The following is a 12,886-nucleotide window of genomic DNA, read 5'->3' as shown; positions in this document are numbered from 1 at the left end:
CGGCGCCGTGCGGATTGGCTCGCGGCTACTGCCTGGTTTTTTCAGAACCCTCATCCGGGCGGCATTCGAAGCACTCCAGTCCAGGAACCAGGATGCGCATGCCAGGCGTTCAGGCAGGCTTGCTGCCAGCCTTTCGCCGACGGCGAGTGCACGGGCCAACATCGGGCAAAATCACCGCACGCGGATGTCCCAGTGGAAGGTCAGGTCCTCGGGACATCTGTCGTCAGACCAGAGTTGATTTGGGGTGGCTTCGCCACGCCTCTTAGCCCCGGAAAATCGCTGCCATATGTGTTTGAAGACAGCGGTGGCGATCTCCACAAGCGGATGGAGAGGGTGGAGCCTGTTTCGATCTGCATGGGCAAGCAAGTTTTGCATATGGCGGTCCTCCCGGTCCCGGCGATTGTAGCGTTTGGCCACTTGCCGCTATCAACTAGTGTGGCCTTGGTCGCGCTTCATCAATGATGACCATTGTCATCCTCGGAAGTACGCCCGGGGTCACGAATGCCCGAAGCCGGTCGCGAGAGTGCGTCGCGACCGTATTGCCCCGCCACCGTGGGCGCGGATCGCTTCGCGGGACGCGAAGCCGTATCAATCCAATCCGACGATGTCGGTCTTCAGGTGACAGAAGTCACAATTGTGACTGTCGATGTCTCGCCCTAGCGTGTTCAACGACCGACCCGTACCCAATCCGAGGCCCTCCTTGAAAGAGAACCCGCCAATCCCTTCAGCCCGGCACGAAATGCCACGCTTTATGAGCGCAGCGGCAATATTGTGCCCGGTGGGTTGCGCCGCTACGCAGCGGGCGCGGCGAAGCATGTTTTCCAAGCAGCGTTTCGCAGCAGGGGTCGAAACCGTCCCGGTCCCGGGGAGGCAATCTTGATCGATTGGCAAACACTCAGTTTCCAGATCGTCAACGGCGTCGTCTGGGCGATGTTTTTGGGGCTGATCGCGCTGGGTCTCAACGCGATCTTCGGTCTGCTCGGCCTCTTGAACATGGCTCATGGAGCAGTCTACGCCGTGGGAGCGGTGATTGCCTGGTATACGGTGAGCCAGCTTGACAGTTTCTGGCCGGCGCTGGTGATCGCGCCGCTGTTTGCCGCCGCCGTCAGCGTGCCGGTGTACCGGTTCATATTGCGGCCGACGATCGGCAAGGACATGATGGTGGGCCTGGTGGCCACTTCCGGCCTGCTTTTCATCATCAGCGATCTGTTGCTCGCCACATTCGGCGGCTCGCCTCGCCTTGTGCCGCCGCCTGTTTCGGGCGCGGTCGGTATTTTGGGCTTTTATTACCCGACTTATCGTCTGGTCGCGGCCGCGATGGCGGTCGCCGTGCTGGCGACCTTCTGGGCCTTCCTTCGGCTGACCGCGATCGGACTTTGGATTCGTTGCGTGGCGCAATCCCCGACGTTGGCGATGGCTTCGGGAGTGCCGGTCGAGCGCGTGTATCTGGTCATCGTGGTACTGAGCGCGGCGCTGGCGGCGCTCGCGGGCGTCTTGATCGCCCCGATGACGATGGTGAGCCACCAGATGGGACTGGCCGTGCTCGGCCCGGCATTCATCGTCGTCGTCGTCGGCGGCCTCGGTAATCTGGCCGGTGCCGTCGCGGCGGCGGTGATCATGGGCGTGGCCCGAGGCGTCCTGTCTGTCTTCCTTCCGCCGACCTACGCCGAAGTTGGGGCGATCGTCATGTTCCTTCCGCTGCTGCTCATTCGGCCGAATGGTATTTTCGGGGGGCGGGCATGAGAGACAGGGCAGGTATCCTGATATCGCTCGCCGTCCTCTTGGTGCTTTGCGCCGCCGCGCCCATCGTGGGCGAATTCTGGAGCGGTGTCTTTGCCCGCTGCGTCACCTGGATGTTCCTCGCCATAAGCTTCACACTTGCCTATTCCTACGCCAACATACCAAGCGTCGCCCAGGCGACCGTGTTCGGTGCGGGCGCCTACGCCGCGATCTGGCTTGCCCCGTCGCTACAAGGCAATGTGGCTTTGATGCTGTTGGCAGGCACCGCCGCCGGTGGACTTGTGGCGGCGGTGTTCGGGCTGCTGCTGTTGCGGATGTCGCATTCCGGCGCGGCTATCGGAGCGATCATCTTCGCCGTTACCGGGTCTATCCTGGGCAACGCGGCGGTGACTTTCACCGGAGGGGCGGATGGTTTGCCGCTGCCGGCGCTGAACTTCCACTTCCTTGGATTGGTCATTACCGCCGGACCCAACAACACCATGTTGGTGATGAGTACGGCGTTGTTGGCAGCCTTGCTCATCGGGTTCTGGTACGTCTCGGGCACGAGTACCTGGCGCATCGTCCGTGCCGTGCAGCAAAATCCGGTGCGCGCCCAGGTTCTGGGATACAACGCGGCGCTGTTCCGTCTCGTGGTGTTCGCGGTGGCGGGATGCGTCGCGGGCCTCGGCGGGGCGCTTTATGCGCTGATATCGCGCCATGTCGCCATCGACGTCGTCAGCCTCTCAATGTCCTTGAAATCGATCCTTTGGGCGGCGGTGGGCGGCGTGACGTCAGTCTATGGCGGTCCGATAGGCGTCCTCGTCGTCCAACTGGTTTCCGAGGTGCTCGCCCGTTGGACGGTGCGTGTCGACCTGATCATCGGCGTGATGCTCGTCCTCATCGCGCTCTGGCTTCCGCAAGGGATCATGGGCCTGCTCCGGCGCTCGGAGCGGAACTGAAATGCAACAACCAAAACAAGGGGAATCAAGATGACCACAAAGATATCCAGGCGCGGGATTCTTGCCGCTTCGGTGGCGGCGACAGCGGCGGCGGCGTTGCCGCGAATTGTCGGCAAGTCGTTCGCAGCGGGCACTTCGGGCGACCCGATCGTCATTGGTCATCAATGCGAATTGACGGGTTGGGATGCGGCGACCGGGTTTTGGCGTAACAAAGCCGCGACCGGACTGTGCGACTGGCTCAACGCCAATGGCGGCATTGCCGGCCGGCCGATCAAGCTGGTTACCGTCGACACCAAGTCCGATGTCGACGCAGGCGTCAATCAGCTGCGCAACTTGCTGCTGGAAGAGGAGGTGGATTTCGTTCTGGGTTCGGAAATCTCCTCGATCGCGATCGCTAGCAACAAGATCGCGAATGAGAACAAGAGACTGTATCTGACGATGAGCTCGTCCGAGGCGACGACGTCCAAGGACAACGCGGTTCCCTATCAATTCCGCCTGACGACCAATTCGGCGGCTACAGCGGCCGGGGCTGCGCGGAAATATGTCGAATCCGTAGGCTCGCGCTGGGTGACGTTTTTCGCCGACATCAAATGGGGCCAATCGGAGCGCGACTGGTGGGCGAAGGGCGTCGCCGCGTCCGGCGGCGAAGTTGGCAACGCTATCGCGCTGCCGGTCGACGCGCCGGATCTGCTTCCTTTCGTCATGCAGATCGACCGGAACGCCGACGGTATCTTCATCCCCGTCTTGAACGCGTTGCAGGCAATCCAGCTGCTGCGCAACTCGGGCTACGATCAGAAGATCGTGCTAGCGGGGCAGAGCTTCTCCCTGTTCGATTACAGGGAGCTCGGCGAGTTCGGCGACGGTGTTTTCGGGATCGAGACCGCGCCGGTCGCGCTGAACGATATGAATTCGCCCGACATGGCCAACATCTATAAAGCCCTCGGCATAGACGAAAATGGCGTCGAATCCGCGAGCGGCAAAGTGGTGGGAAGCTCGATGCTGCTCGGCATCGCGCAAAGCCTCGGGTTTCTGAAGGCCAATGTCGAGCAGAGCGGTTGGAAGACCAAGGCAGACACCGCGGCGCTGATCAAGCACGCCGAATCGGTTCCGTCCTATTCGAAGGGACCGCTCTTTCCGCTGGGCGACGTGACGATGCGGGCACAGGATCATCAGGCGTTCATGGACATATACCTCTTGCAGATGCAGGCGGGGGCGCTCGTCAAGTATGGTGTCGCGCCGAAAGACATCACGATCTACGACGCCGACGTCGACTTGACGCAGGGCTGAAATCTTGCAGCCGATGGACAACGAGGTCTTCAGAGTGGAGGGGGTCAGCAAGATGTTTGGCGCCTTCCAGGCTCTGAACGATGTTTCCCTGGGAGTTCGCCACGGAGAGGTCTTGGCGATCATCGGACCGAACGGTGCCGGGAAGACGACGTTCGTCAACATAGTGAGCGGCGTCTTCGGTCCGAGCAGAGGGCGGGTCCTGCTGGAGGGGGCCGATATCACGGCGTTTTCCCCCCAGCGGCGAACACGGCTCGGCTTGTCGCGGACGTTTCAGATCACCAGCCTGTTCGGCGGCATGACGGTCGCCGAACATATGCAACTGGCAGTCAGGGGTGGCGACACGCTCGGTCATGAGCGCGCCGAATTGCTCGAAGAAATGGGATTGGCGGGGAGCGCGCCGCGACCGGTCGACACGCTTTCGCACGGTGATCAGCGGATCCTGGAAATGGCGATGGCCATGGCCACCAAGCCGAAAGTATTGCTGCTCGACGAACCCACGGCGGGCATGAGCGTCGCTGAAACCGACACGATGATCCGGCTGATATGCGACCGCCTGCGCGGCAAAGTCGGCGTCATCATCATCGAGCACGACATGAGCGTTGTGACACAAACCAGCGACAGGGTCACTGTGCTTGCGGCCGGAGCCGTCGCCGCTTCCGGGTCGCCGGAAGCGGTTCTTCGCGATCCTCTCGTTAAGGAATTGTATCTTGGAAGCGCTGCAGGTCACTAACCTTAAGGCGTATTACGGCAAGGCGCAGGTGCTGCAAGGTCTGAACCTTCGCGCCGAGGCGGGCGCCGTGACAGCCATTCTGGGGCGCAATGGCGCAGGAAAGACCACTTTCCTCAAATCGTTGATGCGTTTGGGGCCGAGGGTCGACGGCGAGATCGCCATTCTGGGCAAGTCGACATCCGGCATGTCGGCCGATGCGATCGCTCGGCTCGGCGTCGCCTACATGCCGCAGGACGTCAGGGTCTTCGCGCGCCTATCGGTTCTGGAGAACATTCAGGTGGCCGCCAGGACGGTGCCAAACCCGCGGCCGCTGAGCGAAATATTGGACGTGCTGCCGGAAATCGAACCGAAGCTGGAACAGCCCGCCGGGACCTTGAGCGGCGGTCAGCAGCAATTGGTCGGGATCGCGAGAAGCCTGTCCATGCGCTGCCGATTGCTTTTGATGGATGAGCCCACGGAAGGGCTGATGCCGAGGCTGGTGACGCAGGTCGGCGCGATTTTGCGACGTCTGGCCACAGAGGGGGTCGCCGTCGTCATTGTCGAGCAGAATGTCGGGCTGATCCTCGAAATCGGCCACGCCATTCACATTGTCGAGAAGGGCGTCATCAAATGGCAGGGTACGGCGGAAGACGTAATTTCAGCCAAAGTGATCGATCGGTACATGGGCGTCAACGTTCTTGACGAGCCCGAAGGAAAGGCAGGTACACTATGAAAGTCGCATTCCTGGGCGCTGGCCTGATGGGCGAACCAATGGCCGGACATCTGCTGAGTGCCGGTCACGAAGTATTCGTCGTGGCGCACCGAAACCGCGAGCCTATAGAACGTCTCGTCGAGCAGGGGGCCGTCGAGGTTGAATCGGTGGCAGCGGCGGCGGCTTCGAGCGATCTCGCGCTTATGATCCTGCCGACATCGCGCGAGGTCGAGAAGGTGCTGTTCGGCGAGAACGGCGTTGCTGCGGGGATGGGCCCGGATTACCTCGCCGTTGATATGGGTACTTGCTATCCGGCCGACACAAGACGGTTGGCCGAGCGCTTCGCGCGGTCTGGCGGACGCCTGATCGACGCGCCCGTTACAGGCGGTGTCGATGGTGCCCGCGACGCGACCCTGTCGATCATGGGGGGCGGAGATGTCGGAGCCTTCGATGAGATACGGCCTCTCCTTTCGGCGTTTTCCAGCAACCTCTACCATTTTGGCGATATTGGAGCCGGCCACGCGGCCAAGCTGGTTCAAAACATGATCGGCTTCATCGAAGTGGCGGCGGTGGCCGAAGGGCTCGCGTTGGCACAGGCGTTGAAGCTCGACGCGCCGACCTTCTTCCACATGCTCACCAATTCGCACTCCAACAGCCCCATCATCCAGTGGATGGTGCCCAAGGTTTTCGCCGGCCAGTTCGAGCCCGAGGCGAGGTTGGACATTGCCTATAAGGACATGAGCCAGGCGGTGAAGCTGGGTCGCGAGATGACCAGTCTCCCCCTCAACATCGCCAATGCCGCGACGGAAGTTTTCCAGCTCAGCCGTTCTTTCGGGTTCGGAGGTCAGGATAGCACCGCCGTGGTTCGAGGGTTGGAGAAGTTGTTGGGCGAAGAAATCCGCGTGAGCCCCAGCGCGACCCCGAGCGTGTGATCGCTGAAGCGCACAGGTGCCGATTCAATGACCGATCTAGAACGCAGCGAGCCCATGGCGCGCGTGAGGATGCTCGACGAGGCGCTCGTGTCCTCGAGAATGGACGCCTTTCCGGTGCTTCTCGCGGAGGAACTTCCGGTGGAAGCCATTCGCGCGTTCCAAAATATGTTTCCGAACCTGAGCATCCTGCCAACACAGGAACAGACGCTCGGCGGTGTGCTTGAGGCCGCCAAGGGTGTCCGAGCGGTTGTCACCACCGTCAAGTATCGGCTGGACAGGCAGTTTTTTCAGGCGCTACCGGACAGTGTGCAGATCATCGCGCTCTATTCGGCCGGCCATGACCATGTGGACATCGAGGCCGCGCGCGAGCGCGGCGTGGCCGTCGTCAAACCCTGCAACGTACTGGCCGACTCCGTTGCCGACCTGACTATCGCGCTCTTGCTGGCGACGACGCGCCGCCTCCTGGAAGGTGTCGACCTGGTGCGAAGCGGCGGGTGGTCGGGCTGGTCGCCCACCTTGCTTCTCGGCAGGGAATTGCGCGGCCAGGTTCTGGGCATTTATGGAATGGGAAATATCGGCCGCGAGGTTTCAACGCGGGCCCAGGCGTTCGGCATGAACATCGCCTATAAGAACCGAACCCCGCTTCCCCGGGATATCGAAGGGGGTGCGCGGTTCGTTGCCGACGACAAGGAGTTCCTCGCAGGTTGCGACGTGCTGCTTTTGTCGGCCGCCTGCACTGCGATGACACGCAACTATCTAAACGCCGAGCGCATCTCCTGGCTGAAGCCGGGAGCTGTTGTGTTGAATGTCTCTCGGGGAGAGTTGGTCGACGACGATGCGCTCATCGCGGCCCTGTTGGCGGGCGAGGTCGCCGGCGCCGGTTTGGATGTTTTTCAGAACGAGCCTGCATTGGACGCGCGATATCTGACGATACCCAGCGTGGTGGCCTTGCCTCATATCGGCAGCGCAACGCTGGAGGCGCGCACGGCGATGGCGGACTCGCTGGTGGACGGGATCGAGAGAATTCTTCTCGGCCAAACGGTCGCACAGCAATTGGCCTGACCGACCGTCGCAACAGATTGGGCAGCCTGGTTCCGGATCGGGCCGCGGTGTTGGCGAGGCCGCGTCGTGGGCGCTCCCTTTTGCACCCGGTCTTTCGAGCGCGGGTATTTTTGCTTGGACGATGATGACCTAACCGACGGGTGAGTTCTCCAGGGAAAGCAGGGTGGAGAGAAACAGGTGGAAGAGTTCTCTTTCGCTGGTGATATCCAGCTTGTAATACAGCCGCCAGCGATGGTTCTTGACGGTGCCGACCGAAACGCCGAGCTGTTTGGCGATTGCCGCGTTCGGTAATCCAACGAACGACAGTCGAACGATCTCGGCTTCGCGCGGGGTCAGATCCTGCTGGTTGCAAAACGTATCCAGAACGGCTTCTCCCGATATGGGGAGAGGCCCCGGCGATCGTCGCTCAACGACGATGAGTTGGCCGCCGGGCGCCAAGGAAAAATCGTCAGGCAACCGATCCCAATGCACGACCTGCTGGTTATCGAGCTGGAGGAAGGCCGGGCCGGCGGTGGCGATCTGCTCGGCAATTTGAGGGAGTATCTCGGCCGAATTGGGGGTTAGCGACCACGCCTCGTTGGCGTAGGCAATTTCGCCACGCCGGTCGAGCACCAGGAGGGGGTTGTTGAAACTTTCGTCGATTGTCTTGCGATTGACTGTCCTGGCTTCAATGAACAGGCGATCCATGTGAAGTTTGTGCAGCGCCTCCAGAGTCGGAAGCAAGGCGTTGGCGATCTCAAAGTCGCGCGGTTCGAAGCGGACCCGGTGCCGCTCGCAGCAAAACGCGATGGTGACGCCGCCATAGGCCGGCAGTATAAGCGCGAGCTCATCGAAAATCGACATTTTTACCAGCTCGGCAAGGTAGCTCTCGTCGATCTCGGTTGTGAGCGCCCGCAAACTGACTACCGTCGGCTCACTGTTGGTTCGTGCCAGCTTGTGGAGCGGATCGACCCGATAGAGGCCGGCCAGGTAATAGGCGACGCCTTCCTCGGTCAAAGCCTCGTTGACGATGAAAGCCGGCCTGTCGAAAGCCGAATAGCGCATGACCAGTCGCTTGCCGCAGCGCAGGACATTGCTCAGCAGGAGCGATGCCTTGTTGTAGAAACCGTCCGTTCCCACCGCGGCGATCACGTGTGCGAGCTCGGTGAGAAAATCGGGTTTGTCCGTCAGATTGCTGGACCGAAGGGCGCTTTTCGTCTGGCTTTTCATTATCGGCCTGGTTCCTGAATTCGCTCAGGCGGTGTTTGCCCTTGGAATGGCTCTTGAGCAACATAAGCGGATAAAACGAACCGTTTGCGCGCCTGATAGATTCCAGAAACCGACGCGGTCGCATCCGGGCGGTTTTCTCGGGCCGAGGCGGTCAAGCCGCCGTGCCGCTGACGTCTCTGTCGGGGACGTCACGGTGGCGCACACGCGCCATGTCAACGTTTCGTCGTATCACCAGCATGACTTCTCCTCCCGTCGTGACATGCGTTTTGTGAAACTGCGCGCGACTTCTCGCAAACGCGTTCTAGCTGCGTGCGTGCAGAACATCCTCTCGAAGGTCGGCGAGCTGGGTGCTCGGTGGCGGGGCCTCGCCAACGTCAGAGCGCGGCATCGAGCAGCACAGGAGAGCAGTTCCGCATGCTCCGGCTCGGGCCAGGTCGTGCCCTTCCGGTCCGACAATGCAACTCATGCCCGTATAGACGAGATCTCGCTCGCTACCCGACAGGTTGGCGTAGATGATGCTCGTGCCGTTTTCGAGTGCGCGTGCACGCACCAGTGTCGTGGGAACCTCGGTGAATGGCAACATGTTGGCTGTGGGCACGCATATCAGATCGGCGCCTGTCTTGACGAGCGCCCTGGCCATTTCGGGAAACTCGATATCGTAGCAGATGGCGAGTCCCACACGCCATCCGCACATTGCCACCACGCGGACGTCGCCGCCGGCATCGAAGGTCCGTTGTTCCTCCGCGCCGAACAGGTGGATTTTCCGGTAGGATCCGGCTGGCTTTCCGGAATCATCGATAGCCACGGCGGTATTGAAGACCTGCTTGCCGGTGCGTTCGGCCATTCCGAATACGATTCCAATCCGGTTCGTCCGCGCTATCTCGCAGATGGCCGAGACAGACGGGCCATCTACGGCTTCAGCGAGGTCGTGAAGCGCTGCCCGACCAATATTGTAGCCGGTCAGGAAAAGCTCCGGAAACGTAATCATCCCGGCGCCGGCCGCGGCCGCGGCGCGCGCGGCGCGCTCGATCGTGGTAATATTCGCTGGCTTTGATCCGGCGGTCGGCAACCCCTGATGCAATGCGAGCATGGTGCGGCCCTTTGCTGCAGCGCTCGCGCATGACGCCCCGGCTGAGACGTCGTACGCCTTGTTGACCTGGCCGCTACGAGACGGTGCCCGCCAGGGCTTCCAAAACGATCCTGACCGCGAGCCGGCTGGTGATACCGTCGTGGTCGTAGGGCGGGGACACCTCGACGATATCCATGCCGCCAAGCCCGCCTCTGCTCAATTCCGACACCAGCGCGATCGCCTCGCGGGAGGTAAGCCCTCCCGCGGCGGGAACGCCGGTGCCGGGCGCATAGGCGCCGTCGATGGCGTCAATGTCGAACGTCAGATACACGCTGTCCGTCCCCGCGCCCGCTATCGCACGAGCCTCTTTCGCGACAGCCAGCGGACCTTTGTCCAGCACCATTTCGAGAGGCATCAGCGAAATTCCTTTTTGCCTCGCATAGTCGAATTCCGCCTTCGGGTTGAGCCACCCGTTGGTGCCGATAATTACGATCTTCGCAGGGTCGAAACCGGCGTCGACGGCGCGGGCGATGGGACATGCGTGATTGAGTTCCTCGCCTCCGACATCGACGGCCGTATCGAAATGGCTGTCGATCAGGATCAGGCCGGGGTTGGCGTAGCGCTTCTTGAAGGCGCGCGCGCAGGCGATGGTTATGGAATGGTCGCCGCCGAACGTCACTGGCATCGCGCCGCCATTCAGAACTTCGAGGATCATCCGCTCGGCTCGTTCCATGGTCCTAACCGCCGCGCCTGGGATTACGGCCACGTCGCCGCAATCGGCGAATTTGTAGTGATCGGCGAGGTTCAGATCGAGATTGGCATTGTAAAAGCCGAATTGGTCGCTCGCTTCGCGAAGCGCGCGCGGGCCATAGTTGGTTCCGGTACGGCTGATGCACATAGCATCCCAGGGAAACCCGATGAACGCGGCCGTGATCCCCTGTTGCCTCACCGTTTCCGCATCCGCCCGCACGCTCGGCAGACGCATGAAGGTTCCGCCGGAGCCGGCATGCAGCAAACCTGCAAACGCGTTCGCGTCTTCGATCTTGGCCTCGGACATAGGGGTCTCCTTCATCGTCTTGCTGCCTTGCTCGACCACTCGGGCCGAACCGAGCCTTTGCGATTTCGGACAGGCTGGCAATGGTGGCTCGCGTCACCAGCGCCAGCGGCAAACCGCGGTGACATCGCGTGGTGTTCGAAATCCGGCGTGGGCGAACGAAGCCAACAAGAGAGCACCGGCCTTGCTTGCGGTTTGAGTTGCAACGCTTTTCGGCCGCGACGTCGACCCGGCCCCGGAACGGAAACCGGGCTTATGTTCGAGATGCCGAACCGCGTCGCGGGCTACCCTTCGAGCGCCGGGATGACGACGGTCATCATTGCCCCAAAAATCGAACTCGCCAGAATGTCCACGCGTAGCCGAATTGCATAGCGATCCGGGCTGTTTGGGAGGAGCCGACGGTGGCGTCGCCGGCAAACGCGCCCGGCGGGCGAAAACGCGGACGGTGTAGGCGGCCTGAAATATGCGGCTTCGCGGTCTGGTCCTCGGCATTCTATAGGTGTCGCCAACGCGAAACGATTGGGAGAACTCATTTCATGACAAAGCGCGCGCTCGTGTGCGGAGCCGGTATCAGCGGACTGTCCGCGGGGATATGCCTCTCCCGGATGGGGTGGGACGTCACGGTCTTCGAGAGGGACAGCGAATTGCGCACAGCGGGCGCGGGCCTGAATCTGTGGCCAAACGGGGTGCGAGTCCTGACGGCACTGGGTCTGGGTCGCCGGTACGCGGAAATTGCGTCCAGCCTGGATTATTATCGAACGTTCTCGTCAAGCGGAGAAGTCATCGCCGTTGACGATCTGAGAGACTGGAACGAGCGCTACGGGGCGTCATTGTCTGGTGTCTACAGAAGGGATTTGAGCAAGATACTCGTTGACGCGCTCGGCCCCGATCGTCTTCGTCTCGGCTGGCAAGTCACCGGTGTCGAACAGGGCGATACCGTCGTCTGCCGGTTTGCCAACGGCGAAATCGCCGAAGGAGATCTTCTGGTCGGTGCCGATGGGATCAACTCCGTCGTGCGCACCTCCATCTTCGGCCAGCACACATTCAGTTCGGATGGGTTCGTGCGGTGGCGGGGGCTTTTCGATCTCGCGGACGTCGATGTCGACCCGTTGTCGGAAGCCGAAGTGTGGGGACAGGACGGTCATTTCGGTTATCTTCCAATCGGAAACGGGCGCGCTTACTGGTTCGCCGCCGCGGACGGCATCACCCAGGATACCGAAGCGGTCGTGGCGCATTTCAATGGTTGGAAGGGCAGCCCGGTTCCCGGTCTGATTGACGCAACGGAGCGCTCCTCGATCATCCGCAGCGAGCTCCAGGACTTCGTGCGACCCCTGCCGCACTGGTCCAAAGGGCGCGTCACATTGGCGGGGGATGCCGCGCATCCGATGCTTCCCGGAATGGCGCAGGGCGCCAATCAGGCGCTCGAGGACATCCAGGCGCTTGGGACCGCGCTTGATTCATACGACGATGTCGAAGCGGCGCTGCAGGTCTATGAGCAGGTGCGCATCCCGCTGGTCGCGCCAATCGTGCAGTATTCCCGCTCTCTGTTCGACTTTGACGACCAGAACGAGTTGACAAGCGGCCATCGAAATCCGCTTTTCGATCGGTACAATCGATTTGTGGAGCGACGGGATGTCTGATTCAAGGCCGCTCGACCGCGACCACCAATTCGATCTCGACAGTAATGTTTCCCGGCAGCGAACCCAATCCGACTGCTGATCGCGCATGCTGGCCTTTTTCGCCGAACGTCGTGACAAGCAGGTCGGAACACCCGTTGATGACGTCGGGATGGCGGGCAAAATCCGGCGTCGCGTTCACCATGCCCAGGAGCTTGACCACGCGCTTGACGCGGTGAAGCTCCCCGAGCGCGGCGCGTATCACCGACAGCAGATTGATGCCGGTCAGCCGTGCATGCGCGTAGGCCTGTTCGACCGAAACATCGGCGCCCACTTTGCCGGTATGCAGGCTCCCGTCGGCCTCGCGCGGCCCCTGGCCGGACAGGAACAGAAGCTCGCCCTCGCGCACATGCGTCAGGAAATTGGCGATCGGCGGCGGCGGCGGCGGCAGAACGATCCCCATCCGCGCAAGCCGCTCCTCGGGGGAGCGACCGGCCGCCGGGTCGGAACATGCGAGGTTCATTGAAAACTCCATAAGTCGGGGAACTCCAAGGCCCG

At 61.7% G+C, this 12,886-nt stretch carries 12 protein-coding genes; 8 read left to right on the top strand and 4 right to left on the bottom strand.

The genetic code is table 11. The features are described from left to right. The first annotated feature begins 876 nt into the window (after positions 1–876). The 7 genes from GN330_RS03010 to GN330_RS02980 all read left to right on the top strand — a co-directional run bounded on the left by GN330_RS03010 (position 877) and on the right by GN330_RS02980 (position 7,380). Positions 877–1,743 carry a branched-chain amino acid ABC transporter permease gene (locus GN330_RS03010; RefSeq protein ID WP_156711184.1) on the top strand — a complete coding sequence of 289 codons (867 nt, stop codon included), beginning with the start codon at positions 877–879 and terminating at the stop codon, positions 1,741–1,743. A gap of 65 nt (positions 1,744–1,808) precedes the next feature. Then, complete coding sequence (locus GN330_RS03005) at positions 1,809–2,678, top strand: ABC transporter permease subunit (protein WP_197435007.1); 870 nt, start codon at positions 1,809–1,811, stop codon at positions 2,676–2,678. A 30-nt stretch (positions 2,679–2,708) separates the two neighbouring features. Further along, positions 2,709–3,965: an ABC transporter substrate-binding protein gene (locus GN330_RS03000; RefSeq protein WP_156711182.1), complete on the top strand. Its 1,257-nt coding sequence runs from the start codon at positions 2,709–2,711 to the stop codon at positions 3,963–3,965. Positions 3,966–3,978: 13 nt separating this feature from the next. Further along, positions 3,979–4,695 carry an ABC transporter ATP-binding protein gene (locus tag GN330_RS02995; protein WP_156711181.1) on the top strand — a complete coding sequence of 239 codons (717 nt, stop codon included), beginning with the start codon at positions 3,979–3,981 and terminating at the stop codon, positions 4,693–4,695. Continuing rightward, positions 4,673–5,407 carry an ABC transporter ATP-binding protein gene (locus tag GN330_RS02990; RefSeq protein WP_197435006.1) on the top strand — a complete coding sequence of 245 codons (735 nt, stop codon included), beginning with the start codon at positions 4,673–4,675 and terminating at the stop codon, positions 5,405–5,407. The genes GN330_RS02995 and GN330_RS02990 overlap by 23 nt, the downstream gene beginning before the upstream one ends. Then, entirely contained in the window at positions 5,404–6,318 is a 915-nt protein-coding gene (locus GN330_RS02985; protein ID WP_156711179.1) for an NAD(P)-dependent oxidoreductase, read from the top strand. The genes GN330_RS02990 and GN330_RS02985 overlap by 4 nt, the downstream gene beginning before the upstream one ends. 27 nt (positions 6,319–6,345) lie before the next feature. Next, positions 6,346–7,380 carry an NAD(P)-dependent oxidoreductase gene (locus tag GN330_RS02980; protein ID WP_156711178.1) on the top strand — a complete coding sequence of 345 codons (1,035 nt, stop codon included), beginning with the start codon at positions 6,346–6,348 and terminating at the stop codon, positions 7,378–7,380. 129 nt (positions 7,381–7,509) lie between these two features. Here the strand turns inward: GN330_RS02980 and GN330_RS02975 are convergent, their stop codons facing one another. The 3 genes from GN330_RS02975 to speB all read right to left on the bottom strand — a co-directional run bounded on the left by GN330_RS02975 (position 7,510) and on the right by speB (position 10,715). Continuing rightward, positions 7,510–8,589 carry a helix-turn-helix domain-containing protein gene (locus GN330_RS02975; RefSeq protein WP_246188477.1) on the bottom strand — a complete coding sequence of 360 codons (1,080 nt, stop codon included), beginning with the start codon at positions 8,587–8,589 and terminating at the stop codon, positions 7,510–7,512. 301 nt (positions 8,590–8,890) lie between these two features. Further along, the gene (locus GN330_RS02970; RefSeq protein WP_156711177.1) at positions 8,891–9,679 is read right to left on the bottom strand and encodes a carbon-nitrogen hydrolase family protein; all 789 of its coding nucleotides are present in this window, start codon (positions 9,677–9,679) and stop codon (positions 8,891–8,893) included. Between the two features lie 73 nt (positions 9,680–9,752). Further along, on the bottom strand, positions 9,753–10,715 hold the full coding sequence (speB, locus tag GN330_RS02965; RefSeq protein ID WP_197435005.1) for an agmatinase: 963 nt from the start codon (positions 10,713–10,715) through the stop codon (positions 9,753–9,755). 533 nt (positions 10,716–11,248) lie between these two features. Here speB and GN330_RS02960 point away from each other — a divergent pair. After that, positions 11,249–12,352, top strand: coding sequence for an FAD-dependent oxidoreductase (locus GN330_RS02960; protein ID WP_156711175.1), 1,104 nt, complete (start codon positions 11,249–11,251; stop codon positions 12,350–12,352). 1 nt (position 12,353) lies between these two features. Here the strand turns inward: GN330_RS02960 and GN330_RS02955 are convergent, their stop codons facing one another. Then, on the bottom strand, positions 12,354–12,851 hold the full coding sequence (locus GN330_RS02955) for a RidA family protein (protein WP_156711174.1): 498 nt from the start codon (positions 12,849–12,851) through the stop codon (positions 12,354–12,356). Positions 12,852–12,886: the final 35 nt, after the last annotated feature.

The organism is Nitratireductor arenosus (assembly GCF_009742725.1).
GTDB lineage: Bacteria > Pseudomonadota > Alphaproteobacteria > Rhizobiales > Rhizobiaceae > Mangrovimarina > Mangrovimarina arenosa.
This window is presented reverse-complemented; position numbering and strand designations above follow the sequence as displayed.